This window comes from Chryseobacterium sp. (assembly GCF_022712095.1).
GTDB lineage: Bacteria > Bacteroidota > Bacteroidia > Flavobacteriales > Weeksellaceae > Chryseobacterium.
Genome location: NZ_JALAHD010000319.1, coordinates 1 through 20,216, shown reverse-complemented (window position 1 = coordinate 20,216; position 20,216 = coordinate 1). Strand labels below are relative to the sequence as shown.

Annotated in this window: 19 protein-coding genes; 16 read left to right on the top strand and 3 right to left on the bottom strand. The window is 35.0% G+C overall.

The features are described 5' to 3' along the window. The first annotated feature begins 77 nt into the window (after window positions 1–77). From Q0A18_RS16095 to Q0A18_RS16030, 13 genes are all read left to right on the top strand, one after another. Window positions 78–968, top strand: coding sequence for an aspartate carbamoyltransferase catalytic subunit (locus Q0A18_RS16095; protein ID WP_292011184.1), 891 nt, complete (start codon window positions 78–80; stop codon window positions 966–968). A 103-nt stretch (window positions 969–1,071) separates the two neighbouring features. Beyond that, the gene (locus Q0A18_RS16090; RefSeq protein WP_292011183.1) at window positions 1,072–2,145 is read left to right on the top strand and encodes a carbamoyl phosphate synthase small subunit; all 1,074 of its coding nucleotides are present in this window, start codon (window positions 1,072–1,074) and stop codon (window positions 2,143–2,145) included. 52 nt (window positions 2,146–2,197) lie between these two features. Continuing rightward, complete coding sequence (locus Q0A18_RS16085) at window positions 2,198–2,548, top strand: four helix bundle protein (RefSeq protein ID WP_292011182.1); 351 nt, start codon at window positions 2,198–2,200, stop codon at window positions 2,546–2,548. 54 nt (window positions 2,549–2,602) lie between these two features. Next, entirely contained in the window at window positions 2,603–5,785 is a 3,183-nt protein-coding gene (gene carB / locus Q0A18_RS16080; protein WP_292011181.1) for a carbamoyl-phosphate synthase large subunit, read from the top strand. Window positions 5,786–6,162: 377 nt separating this feature from the next. Then, on the top strand, window positions 6,163–7,314 hold the full coding sequence (locus Q0A18_RS16075) for an ABC transporter ATP-binding protein (RefSeq protein ID WP_292011180.1): 1,152 nt from the start codon (window positions 6,163–6,165) through the stop codon (window positions 7,312–7,314). A 21-nt stretch (window positions 7,315–7,335) separates the two neighbouring features. Beyond that, window positions 7,336–9,195: a hypothetical protein gene (locus Q0A18_RS16070; RefSeq protein ID WP_292011179.1), complete on the top strand. Its 1,860-nt coding sequence runs from the start codon at window positions 7,336–7,338 to the stop codon at window positions 9,193–9,195. 151 nt (window positions 9,196–9,346) lie between these two features. After that, window positions 9,347–10,120: an isocitrate lyase/phosphoenolpyruvate mutase family protein gene (locus Q0A18_RS16065; protein ID WP_292011178.1), complete on the top strand. Its 774-nt coding sequence runs from the start codon at window positions 9,347–9,349 to the stop codon at window positions 10,118–10,120. 7 nt (window positions 10,121–10,127) lie between these two features. Next, complete coding sequence (locus tag Q0A18_RS16520) at window positions 10,128–11,171, top strand: methylated-DNA--[protein]-cysteine S-methyltransferase (protein WP_363315997.1); 1,044 nt, start codon at window positions 10,128–10,130, stop codon at window positions 11,169–11,171. Between the two features lie 44 nt (window positions 11,172–11,215). Continuing rightward, window positions 11,216–11,749: a Crp/Fnr family transcriptional regulator gene (locus Q0A18_RS16050; RefSeq protein WP_292011177.1), complete on the top strand. Its 534-nt coding sequence runs from the start codon at window positions 11,216–11,218 to the stop codon at window positions 11,747–11,749. Between the two features lie 57 nt (window positions 11,750–11,806). After that, entirely contained in the window at window positions 11,807–12,355 is a 549-nt protein-coding gene (locus tag Q0A18_RS16045) for a DinB family protein (protein ID WP_292011176.1), read from the top strand. Between the two features lie 94 nt (window positions 12,356–12,449). Further along, window positions 12,450–13,055: a DUF2911 domain-containing protein gene (locus tag Q0A18_RS16040; RefSeq protein ID WP_292011175.1), complete on the top strand. Its 606-nt coding sequence runs from the start codon at window positions 12,450–12,452 to the stop codon at window positions 13,053–13,055. Between the two features lie 2 nt (window positions 13,056–13,057). Next, a complete protein-coding gene (locus tag Q0A18_RS16035; RefSeq protein WP_292011174.1) occupies window positions 13,058–13,588 on the top strand; it encodes a GNAT family N-acetyltransferase in 531 nt (176 codons plus the stop codon). Then, on the top strand, window positions 13,585–13,950 hold the full coding sequence (locus tag Q0A18_RS16030) for a cupin domain-containing protein (RefSeq protein WP_292011173.1): 366 nt from the start codon (window positions 13,585–13,587) through the stop codon (window positions 13,948–13,950). The genes Q0A18_RS16035 and Q0A18_RS16030 overlap by 4 nt, the downstream gene beginning before the upstream one ends. 236 nt (window positions 13,951–14,186) lie before the next feature. Here the strand turns inward: Q0A18_RS16030 and Q0A18_RS16025 are convergent, their stop codons facing one another. From Q0A18_RS16025 to Q0A18_RS16015, 3 genes are all read right to left on the bottom strand, one after another. Then, entirely contained in the window at window positions 14,187–14,930 is a 744-nt protein-coding gene (locus Q0A18_RS16025; RefSeq protein ID WP_292011172.1) for a dienelactone hydrolase family protein, read from the bottom strand. Between the two features lie 151 nt (window positions 14,931–15,081). Beyond that, complete coding sequence (locus tag Q0A18_RS16020; RefSeq protein WP_292011171.1) at window positions 15,082–16,377, bottom strand: Na+/H+ antiporter NhaC family protein; 1,296 nt, start codon at window positions 16,375–16,377, stop codon at window positions 15,082–15,084. Window positions 16,378–16,504: 127 nt separating this feature from the next. Continuing rightward, window positions 16,505–16,936 carry a type I restriction enzyme HsdR N-terminal domain-containing protein gene (locus Q0A18_RS16015; protein WP_292011170.1) on the bottom strand — a complete coding sequence of 144 codons (432 nt, stop codon included), beginning with the start codon at window positions 16,934–16,936 and terminating at the stop codon, window positions 16,505–16,507. Between the two features lie 6 nt (window positions 16,937–16,942). On the opposite strand from Q0A18_RS16015, the gene holA reads away from it, so the two are divergent. The 3 genes from holA to trxB all read left to right on the top strand — a co-directional run bounded on the left by holA (window position 16,943) and on the right by trxB (window position 19,959). Then, window positions 16,943–17,980, top strand: coding sequence for a DNA polymerase III subunit delta (holA, locus tag Q0A18_RS16010; RefSeq protein ID WP_292011169.1), 1,038 nt, complete (start codon window positions 16,943–16,945; stop codon window positions 17,978–17,980). A gap of 11 nt (window positions 17,981–17,991) precedes the next feature. Beyond that, window positions 17,992–18,882, top strand: coding sequence for a hypothetical protein (locus Q0A18_RS16005; RefSeq protein ID WP_292011168.1), 891 nt, complete (start codon window positions 17,992–17,994; stop codon window positions 18,880–18,882). A gap of 135 nt (window positions 18,883–19,017) precedes the next feature. Next, window positions 19,018–19,959: a thioredoxin-disulfide reductase gene (trxB, locus tag Q0A18_RS16000; RefSeq protein ID WP_292011167.1), complete on the top strand. Its 942-nt coding sequence runs from the start codon at window positions 19,018–19,020 to the stop codon at window positions 19,957–19,959. Window positions 19,960–20,216: the final 257 nt, after the last annotated feature.

Below are 20,216 nucleotides of genomic sequence, written 5' to 3'. Positions count from 1 at the left end.
AGACGCCCTTTACGATATTTATTGTTATTAAGCGAAGATTTGTCTTCGCTTTTTTTATGTAAAAAAATAGAGATATTATGTTCACGACCACAGAATTAAGTACAGAAAAAATCAACAGTATCTTAGCAGAAGCGATAGCTTTTGCTAATGGAAAAACAGTAAAGGTAGAAGGAGAATGTTTTTGTTCCAATCTTTTTTTTGAAGACAGTACAAGAACAAAAACAAGCTTTGATATTGCTGAAAGGAAGTTAGGATTGCAGGTAGTACCTTTTGACGCTTCCAACAGTTCTGTAAATAAAGGTGAAAGTTTATATGATACCGTAAAAACACTGGAGAGTTTAGGAGTGAACCTGGTAGTGATCAGGGATAAAAGAGACCGTTATTTCGATGAGCTTAAAAATATAAAAATTCCTATACTAAACGGAGGAGATGGAAAAGGAAATCATCCTTCACAATGTATGCTGGACTTAATGACAATCTATCAGGAATTCGGAAAATTTGAAGGACTGAATATAGGAATTGTGGGAGATGTAAAACATAGCAGAGTCGCCAATTCCAACGCAGAAGCATTAAGACGATTAGGAGCTAAAGTATACTTCTCAGGACCTGAGCAATGGTTTGATGAAGGAGCTTTAATTAACGGAACTTATATGTCATTAGATGAATTGATTCGTGAAGTGGATGTGTTGATGCTGTTAAGAATCCAGCATGAAAGGCATGATACACAAATGAATATTTCTTCGGCAGAATATCATAGAAGGTATGGACTGACAAAAGAAAGAGAATCGGTAATGAAAGAAAAAGCAATCATTATGCATCCGGCACCAATTAACAGAGGGGTGGAAATAGACTCAGATCTTGTGGAATCTCCACGTTCAAGAATTTTTAAGCAGATGGAAAACGGAGTATTTGCAAGAATGGCAATCATTAAAGATGCCTTGGAAAGAAAAGGATTTACATTTAAATAAAAAATACCAGGAACTCCTATCATGGATTCCTGATCAAAATAAAAATTCCCTCCGTCGGAGGGATAATAAAAAAGAAAATAAAAATAAATATCTAATATAAAAAATGAAGAAAAAATTAATACTGGAGTCCGGCGAAGTTTTTCATGGCGAGGGTTTCGGAGCACAATCTGAAACGGCAGGAGAAGTAGTTTTCAACACCGGAATGACAGGTTATCAGGAACTGATTTCAGACCCTTCTTATTGTGGGCAGATTGTTTGTATGACATATCCGCTTATTGGGAATTATGGAATCAACCGTGATGACTACGAAAGTATTGAACCGGCGATTAAAGGTCTTATTGTAAAGGAAATTTGTGATCTGCCATCCAATTTCCGTACACAAATGACTTTAGATGAACTGTTTCAAAAGAAAAACCTTTCAGGGATTTCAGGAATTGATACAAGGAAATTAACGAGAATTCTTCGTAACCATGGAGTGGTAAAAGGAAAAATCGTAAATGAAGATGCAGATGAAAAAGCAGTTGTAGAAGAGTTAAAAGCTACAACATTTCCAACCAATCAGGTGGAAACTGTATCTACAAAAACACCTTATGCTAACCCCGGGAGAGGATTTAAAGTAGTGTTGGTAGATTTTGGTTCTAAATTAGGGATTATCAGAGAATTATCTCAAAGAAATTGTGATATTACGGTAGTATCACAAGATACTACAGCAGAAGAAATTTTGCTGATGGATCCGGATGGAATTATGCTTTCCAATGGTCCTGGAGATCCTGAAGATAACCCTAAAGCATTGGAGATGATCAGAGGTTTGCTGGGAAAAGTTCCGATTTTTGGAATTTGTTTGGGACACCAGTTGATTGGTCTTGCATGCGGAGCTAAAACATTCAAATTAAAATTTGGACACAGAGGCGGAAACCATCCTGTACTGGATCTGGCAAAAAATACAGTTTCCATTACATCTCAGAATCACGGATATGCAGTGGATCAGGAAAGTCTCAAAGGAACCGATCTTATTGAAACGCATATTGCTCTGAATGACAGAACGAATGAAGGATTGAAACATAAAATCCACCCTTGCTTCTCCGTACAGTATCATCCGGAAGCAAGCCCCGGACCTGAAGATGCAAACTATTTATTCGATGAGTTCATTGATCTAATGGAAGAGTATAAAAAATAAGAATTAAGAGCTAAGAACCGAGAGTCAAGATTTAAGACGAGAAAGAATATAGATGCATAATTTTGAGAAACTACTTTTCTGGCAAAAGTCCATAACATTGGCAAAAAATATTTATACTGTTTGCCAGGAGATTAGTAGTGATGAAAAATATGGTTTAATTTCTCAGATTAAAAGATGTGCAGTTTCTATTCCATCTAATATCGCTGAAGGTTCCGGGAGAAATAGTAGTAAAGAATTTAATCATTTCCTTGCTATTGCTTTAGGCTCTGCATTTGAATTGCAGACTCAATTGATTCTGGTTAAAGAACTAAACTTTTTATCAGAAGAAAAAGTAAATACTTTACTAAGTGAAGTATCTGAAATCCAAAAAATGATTTACTCATTTAAAAATAAATTACAATAAAGTCTTGATTCTTGGCTCCAGACTCTTGATTCTAGACTCAAATAAAAAAAGAAAATGGCAAAACGTACAGATATAAAAACAATTTTAGTAATCGGTTCAGGACCTATCATCATCGGGCAGGCGGCAGAATTTGATTACGCAGGAACACAGGCTTGTTTATCTTTAAAAGAAGAAGGTTACAAAGTAATCCTGATTAACTCTAATCCGGCAACAATTATGACGGATGTAGAAATCGCAGATAAAGTATACATCGAGCCGATTTCACTTCAGTTTGTAAGTCATATCATCCGCAAAGAACGTCCGGATGCACTACTCCCTACACTGGGAGGGCAGACGGGGCTAAATATGGCAGTAGAGCTGGAAAAATCAGGAATCCTTGAAGAATGTAAAGTCGAGGTTCTTGGGACAAAACTTTCAGCGATCAACAGAGCAGAAGACAGAGATCTTTTTCGTGAATTGATGAGAGAATTGAACGAACCCGTACCTGAATCTGATATCGTAAATACGGTAGAAGGTGCTTTACAGTTTGCGGAAAATATCGGTTATCCGGTAATCGTGCGTCCGGCTTTCACAATGGGTGGAACAGGAGGAGGAATCGCTTCCAATGTTACAGAATTAAAAGAAATTGCTGAACTGGGATTAAAACACAGTCCGGTTACACAGTGCCTTATCGAGAAATCCATTGCCGGTTTCAAAGAAATAGAATATGAAGTAATGCGTGATGCAAACGACAACGCCATTGTAGTTTGTAATATGGAAAATATAGATCCTGTAGGAGTTCATACAGGAGATTCAATTGTAGTAGCACCTTCTCAGACTCTTTCAGACAGAGAATATCAGTTACTGAGAAACGCTTCCCTTAAAATCATCAGAGCACTGGGAATTGAAGGAGGATGTAACGTTCAGTTAGCTTTAGATCCACATTCATTCGACTACTATATTATTGAAGTAAACCCTAGGGTTTCCCGCTCTTCGGCACTGGCAAGTAAAGCAACTGGATATCCGATTGCTAAAATTGCAGCTAAAATTGCAGTAGGATTGACTTTAGATGAAATTATGAATCCGGTAACGGGAAAAACATATGCCTGTTTCGAACCGGCACTGGATTATGTAGTGACTAAATTCCCAAGATTCCCGTTCGACAAGTTTGAGACAGCGGACAGAAGACTTTCCACTCAGATGAAAGCTACAGGAGAGGTAATGGCAATTGGTAGAAACTTTGAAGAATCATTACAAAAAGCCATCCGTTCACTGGAAACAGGGATCAGACATTTAGGATTAAAGAAAAAACAGGCTGATGCACTTACCGCTGAAGAAATCGAAAGAAGAATCAGAGTATGTGACGATGAAAGATTATTCATCATTGGAGATGCTTTAAGAAAAGGATATGACTGGGAACAGATCGTAGAATGGAGTAAAATCGATAAATTCTTCATCTGGAAATTAAAGAAGTTAGTTGATTTTGAAAAAGTAATCGCTGACAATAAATTCGATAAAGAAACTTTAATTCAGGCTAAAAAATTAGGATTTGCAGACTTAAACATCGCTCACCTTTGGGAAGTAAAGCAAAGAGAAGTTTTCAACTTCAGAAAAGAAAACGGAGTAATGCCGGTGTATAAAATGGTAGATACCTGCGCTGCAGAATTTGAAAGTGAAACTCCTTATTTCTATGGAACTTATGAGGAGGAGAATGAAAGTGTAGTTTCCAATAAAGAAAAAGTAATCGTTTTAGGATCAGGGCCGATAAGAATCGGACAGGGAGTAGAATTTGACTATGCAACTGTACATTCGGTTTGGGCTATTAAAGAAATGGGTTACGAAGCGATTATCATCAATAATAATCCTGAAACGGTTTCTACGGATTTCTCAATTTCAGATAAATTATACTTTGAGCCGCTTACTGAAGAAGATGTAATGAACATCATCGAGCTTGAAAAACCGACAGGGGTTGTAGTTCAGTTCGGAGGACAGACAGCGATTAACTTAGCAGATAAATTAGCTTCCCATGGTGTTAAAATCTTAGGAACTTCATTAGAAGACCTTGACAGAGCTGAGAACAGAGATAAGTTTGAAAAAGCCCTTCAGGAAATGGGAATTCCTCAGCCTTTGGGAAGAACATCAACATCCAAGGAAGAAGCTATAAAAATCGCCAATGAAATAGGTTATCCTGTTTTAGTACGTCCAAGTTATGTATTAGGAGGTAGAGCGATGGAAATCGTATATACAGAAACGGAATTAGCTCACTACATGGAAAATGCAGTTGAAGCAAGTCCTGAGCATCCGGTGTTGGTGGACAAATACATGGTAGGAAAAGAAATCGAAGTAGATGCAATCTGTGACGGGGAAACAGTAGTGATCCCGGGAATTATGGAACACATCGAAAGAGCAGGAGTTCACTCCGGAGACTCTATAGCAGTATATCCTCCACATAATCTTTCCCAAAGTGAAATCGATACCTTGGTAGACTATACCAAAAGATTGGCTCACGGTCTGAAGGTGATCGGATTAATGAATATCCAGTATGTGCTTTTTGAAGGAAATATATTTGTGATCGAAGTGAATCCGAGATCTTCAAGAACAGTTCCTTTCCTTTCTAAAATTACAGATGTGCCAATGGCTAACCTTGCCACTAAAGCGATTTTAGGAAAAAAACTGAAAGACCTAGGATACGAAAGCGGATTAGTACCTAATAAAGAAGGAGTATTCGTAAAAGTACCGGTATTCTCTTTCTCAAAATTAACTAAAGTAGATATCTCTTTAGGACCGGAAATGAAGTCTACTGGAGAAGTAATGGGGAAAGATACTACACTGGAAAAAGCTCTTTATAAAGGATTAATAGCGGCAGGAAGAAAAGTTCCGATTCACGGTTCCATTCTCTTCACAGTAGCGGATAAACATAAAGAAGAAGCTGCGGAATTAGCAAGAGGGTTCCATGAAGTAGGTTTCAGAATCTGGGCAACAGAAGGTACAGCCAAATATTTCGAAGAAAAAGGAATTCCTTGTAAAATCGGATATAAAATAGGAGAGGACGATGTTAATTTAATCGACCTGATCCAAAAAGGAAAAGTACAGTATGTTGTTAATACGACTACCAAAGGAAAACAATCCGAGAGGGACGGGTTCCAGATTAGAAGGATGAGTGTTGAAAATGGAGTACCTTGTCTGACTTCAATGGATACCGTAGCAGCAATCCTGAAAGTGATCGAAAGCATGAGCTTTAAAATGACAGCAATGTAATCATATATCTAAATATACCATATTAAACCTCGTAAGTTTTCTTGCGAGGTTTTTTTATTGAATCTTTTCCTGAGGATTAATTCATGATTCAGTACAAATTTAAGTCTCTTGCTTGTCTGTTTAGAATTAAAGATGTTTTTCTTATAAATATAACCAACAGATTTCTTTGCCTTGCGAGGAAAAATATATATATACGAAAATTTTGTCATTCGGAATGGTGTGGAGCGTAATTTAGAATCTCTAATTTCCACCCAAAGTTTATTCTTTTCATACTCCTTCCTAAGGAGCAAGAAAGCAACAAGTGGTCTATGAAATTAACCTTATATAATCAATTTTAAAATCTCTATATTTGGTGAATTATTGTAAGTGAAAAACAAATGACGAAACACCAGCAACGTGTAAAAGAAGTCGAAGACTTTTTTAATAATAAAGATACGGTTCTTGGTTTCAGGAAACTTTTGGATTGTGCAATGGATACCCAAGACATGGGAATTTATAAAGAAGCTATAGCTCTTACAGACTGGAAAGAACAAAATCCTGAATCTACAGATGAATTTATAGGAAAATCCAGAGTTTTGCTTCAGAAAATTGAAAAAGTTTCTGTACAGGAGTATCCTGTTGAAAAACCAATTATTACGGCAAAAAATATCCAGAAATCTTATGGAAGTAATAGATTTTCATTAGGTCCTGTTTCTATGGAAATTAAAAAAGGACAGGTATATGGATTGGTTGGAGAAAACGGAAATGGGAAAACCACTCTTTTAAGGATTCTGGCCAAAGAGATTTCTTTTAATAAAGGAAGTCTTGATTATGTATTCAGTTCAGATCCTGAAAATGAATATGATCTTCGTACAAAGTTGGTCTATATTCCTCAAAGAACAGCAAAATGGTACGGAAGTCTAAAAGATAATCTCAAATTTGTTCTTGCTAACTATGGAGTAAGTCCGGAAGAAAATGAAACCCGTACTTTAATGATGATTGCCCGTTTAGGACTTTGGAATTATAAGCATCTTAAATGGAGTGAGCTTTCTTCAGGGTATAAGATGCGTTTTGAACTGGCACGTACCCTTTTAAGAAAACCTGAAATGTTACTGTTAGATGAGCCTTTGGCTAATCTTGATGTGCTGGCTCAGCAGATTATTCTAGAAGATTTGAAATCCATTGCTAATTCAGTTAATCATCCGATTGCTTTAATTCTGAGTTCTCAACAGTTATATGAAGTTGAGAAAGTATCGGATAAAGTGATATTCCTTAAAAACGGTCAATACAAAGATAATTCAGAACTGAATGAAACGGATACTGATCATTTGATTATTGAAATTGATACACCTGCTTCAAGGGAAGAGTTATTGGAAGTTTTCCAAAATTTAAGCATGGAAAAACTCAATTATAATGGTGGGGTGTATGTCACTTATTTCAGTAAGGAAACAGAATTTTATGATGTAATGGCGGCTTTAGGTAATGCTAAAATCAATATTGTGTATATCCGTAATATTTCATCTTCTACAAGGAGGTTTTTTGTTAATTAACCTCTTAAATCAAACTCAAAAATGAAAAAACTCAATCAAATTAATCAGCAGTTGTTGGAAAAATATCCTACGGTCTGGAATACCAAAATTGTATGGATGCTGCTGGCTGGTATTATTGTTCATATTATATTTTTTATCATCGGGTATTTATCACATATGGAGCCCCGGACACTTCAGAAATATAGTGTTAAAAATGATTATTATGAAAACGGAATTATTTTTATACATCTTATTATCTCCATTCTGATGATTGTAGGATGGCTGATCATGATGTTTAAGAATAATGCATTTAAAAACTTTTATCCATCCTCAAATAGGAAACTCTTTTCTCAGTTTGTCCAGTATTTTATTATTATATTTTGCTGTACGACTTTTTATTTTTCCTATATGTTTGGGTTTAAGACTTTTCTTAATCAGAAATATCCAGCTGCTGAAACTACTGAAAACATAGAAATCATTAACAGGGCTTATCCTTTTCTTTCTCAGAACCTTGAACTTTACACGCTTGAAAAGAGATTGTATCCACAACCTTTTTTTGATTTATATTGTGAAACAGACATTCAGAAAATAGATAAGACAAAAAAGTATTTTGTTTACTATAATAGGGCTTATCAGTTTTATTCTGTATATTCAAAAACAAGTGGTAAAACAGATAACGAAGGAAATTATATTATTCCGGAACCTGAAAACTCTAATAAGACACCCATTGCTTATACAGCTGTAATTGATACTTCCAAAGTTTATTATTTTAAAAAAGATGTCGTGGATTTGTCTTCTTACATTAAAACAACAAATCCTAGCTATTATAATTTTGCAGACATCTTCTATATTCAAAATAATGATGACTATTATAACAGAATTGTTTATAAAAGTGAGTATACAAATAATAGAGATGAGGCTATCCAAAAACAAAAAGCAGAAATTAATAAGCATACTGCAGAGCTCTTAAATAAGAACAATCCTGTTGAAATAGAAAAGCTATTAACCGATTTTTTGAAAATTTCCGGGCAGTATAAGATTGAAAATAATCTTGATGTAAAAGCATGGACTCAAATGGTGGTCAATGCTCCTAATTTTGAAGTAAAAGGTTTTATTAAAACGTATAAACCTGAGAGGGGAGAAGAATATAGATTTAGTGGTATACAAAATGATTACGCTGAAACTGTCGTTGAAGCTCCGGTAGAAACTACGACTCAGATTTTGGATAATGACGGTAATATTATCAATGAGCCTACTTTAGCTCTGGAGCTTAATCCTGAACTTAACAATCAACTTTCTCCACAAAAATATTTTAAACAAAATATAACAGAATACTATTATTATTCAGAGAATTTGAAAGATTTATTGACTAATGTGGAGAATATGAGGTCATACGATTTTTTCTCCCAAGATGTTCATGTCTATCTTTGGATTTCTTTTTTTCTGTCCACAATTGTTTTCTGTTTTAGAATTACCGGATTAAAATCTTTGTTGTTTAGTATTATCAGTTCAGGAATCCTTTCCCTGACAGTTACTTTAATCACTGTTTTATGTTCTGTTTTATTTATGGCGAAAGAAGAATATTTTGTAGCTTATTTAGGTTTATTAATAGGATTAATTATTCTTATGATTCCTATTTTCAGAATGAGAAAAACCGGGAAAATGATTTCCTCTATTTTTGTCAATATTTCAATGACAGGATTTACACTCTTTGTATTTCTTATTGTTGGAATCATTACGATGCACCAGCGTGATATTTGCAGAGAGGTTAAATACGAACCATGTACTACCATTATGGATGATCTGGGACTTGGTTTAAGTTATATTATTCTGCTCCTTGGTTTTATCTTTATGTATTTCTATACTTGGATTCTTCAGAAATGGAAAGCAATGCCGGAATAAAAAAAAGAGGTCTCACAATAATGGGACCTTTATTTTTTTAATCTTTATAAAATTAAAAATCTTGTCATAAATATAAATTTGCAAAGCAAAAATAATTGTTCATTTTTCGGTTGTAGAAGAAGGCTGTCAATCCTAATTTTACAAAAAAAAGATGACAGATATTCAACGTTTTAAAAGGCTTCATGTAGAAAATACCCCTTTATTATTAGGTAATGTATGGAATGTTCAAAGTGCTAAAATATATGAAAAAGCGGGATATAAAGCATTGGCTACTTCAAGCTCTGCCGTTGCAGAGAGTTTAGGCTATGATGATGGTGAGAATATGAGTTTTGAGGAGTATTTTCATATCATTAAAAGGATTACAGAATCCGTATCGATTCCACTGACAGTAGATTTAGAAGGAGGTTACGGAAATACTCCTGATGAGATTACAACGAATATTTCCCGGCTTGTTTCAATAGGGGTGGTAGGTGTCAATATTGAGGACAGTGTTGTAAAGAATGGAGTCAGAAGGATGCTGGATAAAGGGAAAACTTATGATAAACTGAAAGCGGTTACTGAAAGATTAAGGGCAAATAAAATAAATATTTTTTTGAATATAAGAACCGATGCATTTTTATTAGGGCTTGAAAATCCTCTGCAAGAAACCTGTGAAAGAATCAGGCTTTTTGAAAATCTCGGGGTGGATGGAGTTTTTGTTCCTTGTGTAACTTCTGAAAATGATATTGAAACCCTTGTCAACTTAACAACTCTTCCCATTAATGTAATGGGGATACCAGGTCTTCCCGGTTTCGAAATACTTAAGAATTTAGGGGTTAAAAGGATTTCTTCAGGTAATTTTGTAAATAGTTATATTTACAGATGCCTAGAAATAACAGCGGTGAAAGTTGTTGCAGATCAAAATTTTTCAACTCTTTTCATATAAATTATCTATGGATCTTACAGAGGAAATAATGTACAGGGCTTCCTTTAATAAGGATGTCTCATTTGAAGGTGTTTTCTGGATGGGAGTGAAAACAACCGGAATTTTTTGCAGACCGACATGTACGGCAAGAAAGCCTAAGTTTGAAAATGTAGAATTTTTCAGCAATACTAAAGATGCAATTCTTAAAGGGTACAGGCCTTGCAAAATATGTAAACCGCTGGAAAATCCGAATGAAACTCCTAAGCTGATTCAGATGTTATTACAGGAACTTTCAGACTATCCTGCACTCAAACTGAAGGATTATGATCTTATAAAAAGAGGACTTGAACCTGTAACGGTGCGAAGATGGTTTTTGAAGCATCACGGAATGACATTTCATGCTTTTCAGAGAATGTTTAAAATTAATACCGCCTTTAAAAAATTACAGCAGGGTGAACCTGTTATAAATGCTGCTTTTGATAGTGGGTATGAAAGTTTAAGTGGATTTACAGAGAGTTTTAAAAGTATTTTCGGAACTTCTCCTAAAAAGACGGTAATGGAAAAATTGATAGATTTAAAAAGAATAGAAACGCCTTTGGGGACAATGATTGCCTGTGCTGATGAAAAAGGCATCTGCCTATTGGAGTTTTCAGATCGAAAAGCGCTTCCGAAAGAACTGGAACAAATTTCCAAGCATTTTAAGGCTAATATTATTCAGGGAGAAAATGAGCATTTTACAGTTTTAGAAAAGGAGCTTAACGAATATTTTAAAGGAGAAAGAAAAATTTTTACCGTTCCTCTTTCTTTGGTGGGAAGTGAATTCCAGAAAAATGTATGGAATATATTACAAGAAATTCCATATGGTACTACAAGGAGTTATCAGCAGCAGGCTGAAATATTAGGAAATCCCAAATCGATAAGAGCGGTAGCCAACGCAAATGGTCTTAACAAAATATCCATTATCATTCCATGTCACAGAGTTATTGGTAGCGATGGAAATTTGACGGGGTATGGTGGAGGAATCTGGAGAAAACAAAAATTATTGGAATTAGAGAAAGCTATTTTATTTTGATTTATTTAAATTTATAGATTGCAATAAACGAAAGTTTTGAATTTATGAGTTCTGTAAATATTATCCAAACACTGGTTGATGCTGATCTTTTTCAAACCCAAAAAACCATTCAGCGGTATCAGTTTCTAAAAATAAAAGGAGAGACCGATACCAATGTTTATTTTGTGGAAGAGGGGAGTGTTCGCACTTTTATCATGGATGAAGATGAAGAGCGGATCATCCGTTTTGGATACAAGGATAATATTATCGTCTCTTTAGATTCATTTTTATCAGAAAAGCCATCAGAATTCTATATCCAGGCCATTAAAAAGACGACGGTCAAAATAGCTTCAAAGAAGGCTTTCTATGATTTTATCCAATCGAGTGATGAACATTTGAGGTTATGGACCTTCATATTGGAGGATCTTGTTTTACAACAGATTGAAAGGGAAAAAGATCTGTTGATCAATTCGCCAAAAGAACGCTTTGAAAGAGTATTGAAAAGAAGCCCAATACTATTTCAGGAAGTCCCTAATAAATATATCGCCAATTATCTTAGGATGAGTCCTGAAACTTTATCCAGATTAAAAAAATCTTGAGTTCAATCAATATTTACTAATTATGAAACATGGAAATTTGTGTAAATAAAAAATTCAATGAAAATTTCTACTTCACAATTAATTTCAGATTTAAAGGATATCATACAAGGTCAAATCCAGTATGTAGAAATGCTCTTGCAAAAATCAGATGGGGAGCTCAATTTCAGAATGACAGGAGAAAGCTGGAGCGCTCTTGAGTGTATTAAACATCTTAATCTTTACGGTGATTTTTATATTCCTGAAATAGGTACAAGGATCCGATCTTCAAAAACGTCGCCATCAACTACATTTTCGCCAGGATGGCTAGGCGATTATTTTGCAAAATCTATGTTGCCAAAAGAAAAATTAAATACAATGAAAACATTTAAAGCAATGAATCCAATTCATAGCAAACTCGATAAAGAAGTACTGAATGAATTTATCAGGCAACAGCAACAGCTACTCAGTCTACTGGATAAAGCAAAAAGCATTAATCTTGAAAAGACGAAGACGAGTATTAGCATCTCCAAATTCGTTAAGCTGAAATTAGGAGATACTTTACGCTTTATTATTTATCATCAGATAAGGCATATTGAGCAAGTTAAGAAGGTGTTAAAAAGTGTTTAGAATTTTTATAAGAAGGAGTTAAACAATTAGAAATTTCGAAGATCAGATAGATTATTTTGTTTAGATTTTGTACTTTTAAACAAAAATTTATCACGTGAAAAAGTTATTAATTATTGCTTGTATATCAGTATCAGCTTTAAGTTTTGCACAGGATTATTCAGTGCCTGCGGCAAGCCCGCGTCAGAAAGTGGAACAACAGTTTTCAATGTCTAAAATATCCATTGACTATGGAAGGCCGGGTGTAAAAGGGCGTAAGATCTTTGGAGAATTGGTTCCCTACGGTCAGGTATGGAGAGCAGGTGCGAATTCATCTACTAAAATCACTTTCGGACAATCTGTAAATTTTGGAGGTAAAGTGGTACCGGCAGGTACTTACGGATTATTTATTGTACCTTCTGAAAAAGAATGGAAGGTTATTCTGAATAAAGATTTCCAACAGTGGGGATCATTTACTTATGATGCTAAACAGGATGTAGTAGACGTGACAGTGCCTGTTCACCCGTTAGAGGATAAGCAGGAATGGTTTGAAATTACTTTAAATCCTACTGATGAAAACTCAGCTAATCTCGTTCTTAAATGGGATCATTTGGAAGCAGAAGTTCCTTTAAAACCGGCAAAATTGGATACAGTAATAAAAATCTCTGATAAATTGAAGGAGATTAAGAAAATAGAATCTGACGCAAATAAATCTAAAAGTTAGTAATGAATTTTTCGGTTCAAACTATTCTTGAAAATAAAGATTATCAATTAATCCCCTTACAGCAAGGGGATTTTGAATCTTTATACGAAGTGGCTTCCAATCCTAAGGTTTGGGAACAACATCCTAATAATGACCGCTATAAAAGAGATGTTTTTAAAAACTTCTTTAAAGGTGCAATGGAAAGTAAAGGAGCTTTTAAAATTATAGATAAATCGACCGGGGAGGTTCTGGGAAGCAGCCGTTATTATGATTTTGATGAAAAAGACAACAGCATTTTTATAGGATATACCTTCTATGGTACAGGATCATGGGGAAAAGGAATCAATCCTCAGGTAAAGAAGCTGATGCTTGATTATATACTGCAATTTGTAGATAAAGTATATTTTCATGTAGGGAAAAACAACATCCGTTCACAGATTGCTATAGGCAGATTGGGAGCTGAGAAAATTGACGAGCAGGAAATTGCTTATTTTGGTGAACCTTCACGGACTAATTTTGTATATGAAATTAAAAAAGAAAATTGGCTGAAATGAAAAAATATAAAATTCAGAAATCACCTTTTGTAGTTCCTACTACGGATGGGAAGCTTATAGAAGAGCATTGGGGAAATACCACACAACATTCCAATATTTCCATTGCCCATATGGTAGCACCTCCTAACTGGAGTGAGCCACATCAGACCCCTGAGTTTGATGAATTTACCCTAATTATATCAGGTAAAAAGCAGTTTGAAATAGATGGTGAGTTGGTAACCCTTGAAAAAGGACAAAGTATTTTAATTGAAAAGGGAGCGAGGATACGCTATAGTAACCCTTTTGAAGAATCCTGTGAATATGTTGCTATTTGTCTTCCCGCTTTCTCTATGGATTTAGTCAACAGAGAAGACGAAAAGTAATTTTTTGTACTATTTTCAGAAATAAAAGTAAGCATACCCTTCCAGAACTCCAGGGTAAAGGGAATATATAGTTTCAAATGACCAAAATAATTAAGATTTCATTGATAGGTTTAGGAAAAAGCAATGTTCTGAGATTCCCGAAGGTGCAGTAACTCAATATTGATATAAACCCCAATATATTACGATATAAAAAATAAGTAGCCTAAGATTATCGAAGACTACTTACTAAAAATATTCTATTTCAAAATTTCTTTTAAAAACATCAGTGTATGATTCCAGGCTCTTTTAGCCATAACCTCATTATAATCCGCAGATTTGGGATCTGTAAAAGTATGCTTTGAATGTGCATACGTAATAATCTGCCAATCTGCATTTCCTGCATTCATTTCTTTAATCAGATTATCATAATCCTCTTTAGAAACACTCTGATCATCTGCCGGATGTTCTACCAGAATTTTCGTAGCAATAGGTCCGTTAGCTCTTTTAGGATCTTTGGCTAAACTTCCATGAATGGAAACTACACCCGCAACAGGAAGACTTCCCCTTGCAGATTCCAAGGCTCCGGTTCCTCCGAAGCAGTACCCGATAACTGCTATTTTATCAGCTACAGCCCCCTTTTTCTTAAGCTGTTCCAATGCCAGCAAAATACGCTTTTGATATGCTTCATAATTTTCTTTGTAATATCCTGAATTTTTCATCGCAGATGCATTATCAGAAGGAATATTCCCCTCACCGTAAATGTCGGCGATAAATGCAATATAGCCTTGTTTTTCAAGTTCTGTAGCTGCTGTTTTAGCTTCCTCATCAATACCTTTCCATGCGGGCAGAATAATGACTCCCGGTAATTTTTTTCCTGCATTGGAAGTAACCAATCCATTGAGTTTCTGAGTGCCGTCCTGATAGGATACACTGGATAATTTCTGACTGAAAAGGCTGCCTGATGCCATAAACAAAGTGGTTAATAAGATTGAACGTAACATATTATTTATTTAATGATTTATTTTTCATAGTTCTAATCATGAAGCTTGTTAACTTCAGACTGAAAATTATATTATCTGACAGAAAATATAAATTTTCAACTAATTTAATGAAAAATAGGAACGGATGATAAGAATGTGTTATGAAAAATGATTATTCCGAAGTTTTCAGATTTTTATTGAATACGATGTAAAGCAGCGTAATCACTATCAGTAGGTGGAGATAATAGGAATGAAGGAACAGATCAATATACTGGATTTTGAATCTGCTCAATGAAATAAGAATTAAAACCTGTGCTCCATACGGAATAAGCCCCTGAACATAACAGGCAAAAATATCAAGAACGGATGCACTGGCTTGTGGTCTCAGCTGATATTGATCTGTAATCTTTTTAGCAATTTTACCCGAAATCAAAATAGCAATGGTATTATTAGCCACGCAAAGATTGGCAACGCCGACTAATCCACCGATTCCGAGAGAAGCAGATCTTTTAGATGAAATGATACCATTAATTTTTTTCATGATATAATTAATTCCTCCGGCATGTTCTACCATAGCAGCTAATCCTCCTGTTAATAAAGACAGTAAAAAGATTTCTGTCATACTCGTAAACCCTTCATAAGTATGTTTAGCCAAGCCCATTCCATCGAATTTTCCATAGATCAGGCCTAATATTCCTGAAAAGATAATTCCTGAAAACAATGATACAAAAACATTTACTCCTGTAATTGAAAGCAGAATTACAAGTAAATAAGGGAGAATTAAAAGGAGATTATAGTTTTCTGTTTCAAGTAAAATGGCGGCTGAACCCTCTGATTGAAATCCTGCAAAAATAAGAATGGCGATCGTAATGATTGCTGCAGGAAAAGCAAGTTTAAAGTTTTCCCGGAATTTATCTTTCATTTCGCAGCCCATACTTTGGGTTGCAGCAATGGTTGTATCGGAAATAACGGATAGGTTATCCCCAAACATAGATCCGGCGAGGAGAGACGCTCCTATTAATCCCAAAGGAGAATTGGTTTTTTCTGCCAGTTCAATAATGATAGGGCCTAGCGTAACAATAGATCCTACGGATGTTCCTGACGCGAAAGATAAAAAGGAAGCCATGATAAATATTCCGACCGGGAAGAAATCAGGTGAAATATAGGCTATTCCTAAGTTTACGATACTATCCACACTGCTGCTTGCTTTAGAAACCATTGCAAACGCTCCCGCCAGAAGATAAATGATACACATCGTAAGAATTTTCCCATCTCCACAGCCTTTGAGAAAAATATCAGTTTTTTCATCCAGATTTCCTTTCAGAAGTATAAATGCGGCCACGATTCCTACTACAGCTGCAATAGGGGAGGGAACAGCATAAAAATCCTGATAATAAATTCCGCATCCCAGAAAAAAGATGACGAATATTAATAAAGGAAGTATAGTGAGAATACTATTCTTTTTCATAAATGGATCTTATTTGTGTATTATAATCGCAAAGATCGGGCTTATGGGTATAAAATACAAAGCTAGGACCTAGGATCATTAAAATAAAACAGGTATATACGGTAATTGAACTTAATATATACGTGATTTATAGAGACTGATGAAAATGATAAGTGTTTTCTGAGAAAGTAGCAAAAATATGCTGAACACCATTGGTAAGGATAATCTGTTCTGCTTGGATGATTGAATTATATCTTGCCGTCTGCTCAAATGTCTTTTCAGATAATTTGATTTGAGGAGCTTTGCATTCTACCAATATTTTAGGCTCTGTTTTCTCCGTTACAAGCAGGTCAATCCTTTTCGTTAATCCATTAAGAACAATCTTTTTTTCAGTAATCAAAGCAGAGGCGGAATAGCCTTTTATGGTCATGAAATGGTGGACCCAATGCTGTCTTACCCATTCTTCGGGAGTAAGCAAAAGGTAAGTTTTACGAATCATATCATAAATAAAAAACTTATCTTTGTCCTTCCTGAATTTAAAATCAAAAGAATCCTGAAAATTGAGTTTTAGAAGTTCCATTAGAAAATGAAAGAATTAGATTTAATCCTCAAAAATATTAAAAATAAAGAAGTTTTACCTATTTATTTTTTCCATGGTGACGAAGCTTATTTTATCGATGTAGCAGTAAAAGCTCTGGAACATGATTTTCTCGAAGAAGATGAAAAAGCTTTTAATCAGACTGTAGTATACGGAAAAGACACTTCTTATCCGGAGATTCTTTCATTGGCAAGACAGTTTCCTATGATGGGGGACAAGCAGGTGATTATTGTGAAGGAAGCACAGGACTTAAGGCTGAATGAGGAAGAAGGCAGGCAGCTTGAAGCCTATGCTGAAAATCCGGTACCTTCCACCGTATTGGTTTTTGCTCACAAGCATAAAAAACTAGACAGCAGAAAAAAGGTTACCAAAGCATTGGATAAAGGAAAATTCCTTTTTCTCAGTGAATCTATAAAGGATAATAATCTTCCTAAATGGATTGCTGATGAATGTACATCACTTAATATAAAAACAGCTCCTAATATTTCCCATCTTCTTGCAGAATATATGGGAAATGACCTTTCAAGAATTTCCAATGAGCTGAATAAGCTGAAAATCATTCTTAAAGAAGGGGAAATCCTGGATGGAGCGATTATTGAAAACCATATAGGAATCAGTAAGGAATATAATGTATTTGAACTTCAGAAAGCTTTAGGAGCAAAAAATTCCAATACAGCTTTTAAGATTGCCTATTATATGGGTAAAAACCCTAAGAATAATCCCTTCGTTATGATGCTGGCGAGTTTGTACAATTATTTTTCCAATGTTATTATTTATCAGACCATGATGGGACAGCCTCCGCAAACCATTGCTTCGCAAATGGGAATTAATCCGTATTTTATTAAAGATTATGCAGAAACAGCAAGATTATATCCTTTAAAACATGCCACCAGGGTTATCTCTATTTTAAGAGAGTTTGACATGAAAGGAAAAGGGCTGGGAGCTGTTAATATGGGAGAGGCAGAACTGATCAAAGAACTGGTTTATAAGATTATCAATGTAGATAAGATTAAAATGAAAGTCTAAAGAACAGGTATATGAAAAGTATTGTACTGATTATATTATCCTTATTTTCATTGAATTGTACTGCTCAACAACAGCAAAGTGCTTCGGTGAAAGGTAATCAATACAAATTGAATAAAGCTGAAAATCAAAAAGCTGTACTTGTTTTATTTCCTTGTTTTCCCTGCAACAGTGAATACACGAGAACAGAAGCCCGTTTTTTAAAAGGCATTGAAAAGAAAGGAATTACAACTTTACTTCTCGACTATAATCAAAAGTTATTTTTGACAAAAGCTGAAAAAAGAGAATATTCAGAAGCTTTAAATACGATACTCGATCAGAATAAAGTTCTGAAAGAAAATATTTATATCGGGGGCTTTTCCAGTGGTGGAAATGTGGCACTTCTGATTGCCAATTTCTTACTTGAAACTAAGAATCAGATTCAGCCCAGAGGATTATTTGTAGTAGATTCTCCCATTGATTTGGAAAAATTATATAATGATGCAAAGAAAGACATTGCCAGAAATGTAAATAAAGAAGCTGTGGAAGAAGGAAAGTTTCTGACGGCATTGCTTGGGGAAAAATTAGGAAACCCTAATCTGGATCTGGAAAAATATAAACAATATTCTCCTTATCTGATTTCCTGCAATTCTGTTGAAAATATTCGGTATTTAAAGGACATCAAAACCAGGTTTTATTGTGAACCTTCTCTGGAATGGCAGCTGAAAAATAAGAATAGGAGATATGAAGATCTTAACGCTTTTATGCTTAAAAAAGTGAATCAATCTTTAACAGATCTGGGAAGCAGGAAAACCGAGTATATAGAAACTGAAAACAGAGGAGTGAATACTGATGGAAAGAAAAATCCTCATTCCTGGAATCTTGTGGAACAGTCTGAATTACTTGAATGGTTATTACAGGAATAGTAGTTTAATTTGTATTAATTGACAATTTACATATCTCTTATTGACAAGTATCATTAAAATAACTTTCAATAAACACTTAAAATTACGAAATTAGCGGACCTAATAAATGATAATCTTTTTGAATAATATATAGTTATGGAGCAAAATATTTTAGATTGTGTAATAGTTGGATCCGGACCTTCTGGTTTTACAGCGGCAATTTATGCAGCAAGAGCAGACTTAAAACCTGAATTGTATACAGGTCTGGAGCCCGGTGGACAGTTAACAACCACTACGGAAGTAGATAACTTCCCGGGGTATCCCAACGGTATTACAGGTCCTGAACTTATGATGGATTTGCAAAAGCAGGCAGAAAGATTTGATACGAAAGTTCACTACGAGATGATTACCAAAGTTGAGTTTTCCAAAGAAGTAGGAGGTGTACATAAATTATATGCAGGAAGTAAAGAAATTTTAGCAAAATCAGTGATCATTTCTACAGGAGCGACTGCTAAATATTTAGGATTGGACGATGAAAAAAAATATAATGGAGGAGGAGTTTCTGCATGTGCTACCTGTGACGGATTTTTCTATAAAGGAAAAGATGTTGCAGTAGTAGGGGCAGGAGATACGGCTGCTGAAGAAGCTACTTATCTGGCTAAATTATGTAATAAAGTGACAATGCTCGTAAGAAGAGATGAGTTCAGAGCTTCCAAGGCCATGATCCACAGAGTTAACAATACTCCGAATATTGAAGTGAAGTTCCACCATGAACTAGTGGGTATCGAAGGAGAAAATAACCTTGTGGAAAGAGCAGTTGTTATTAATAACCAGACTCAGGAGACCTCTACTATAGATGTGCATGGAATTTTTATTGCTATCGGGCATAAACCAAATACTGATATTTTCGTAGGGCAGATTAACCTTGATGAAAATGGATATATCTTAACTGAGAAAGGATCTTCAAGAACGAACCTTCCGGGAGTTTTTGCGGCAGGAGATGTGCAGGATCATATCTATCGCCAGGCGATCACAGCTGCAGGAAGCGGTTGTATGGCTGCTATGGATGCTGAAAAGTATCTGGCTGAGTTACATTAATTAAGGAAATAATAAAACATACTGAACGCACCTAAGGGTGCGTTTCTTTTTTATAGCTATAATCATAAAAGATCTGTTATATATTTTTATAGGAAGTAGGGAAGGAAGCATTGCTTGGTATCTGATTCCGATTATATTTAGAAGCTAAGGAATATCAATTCCTTTCCGATAGGAATTCTACTCCCTTTTCAACTTTTTCAGCAAAAAACTACTCTTTATGGCAGGAACAACAGTCTGGAATTCTCATTACCTATGTT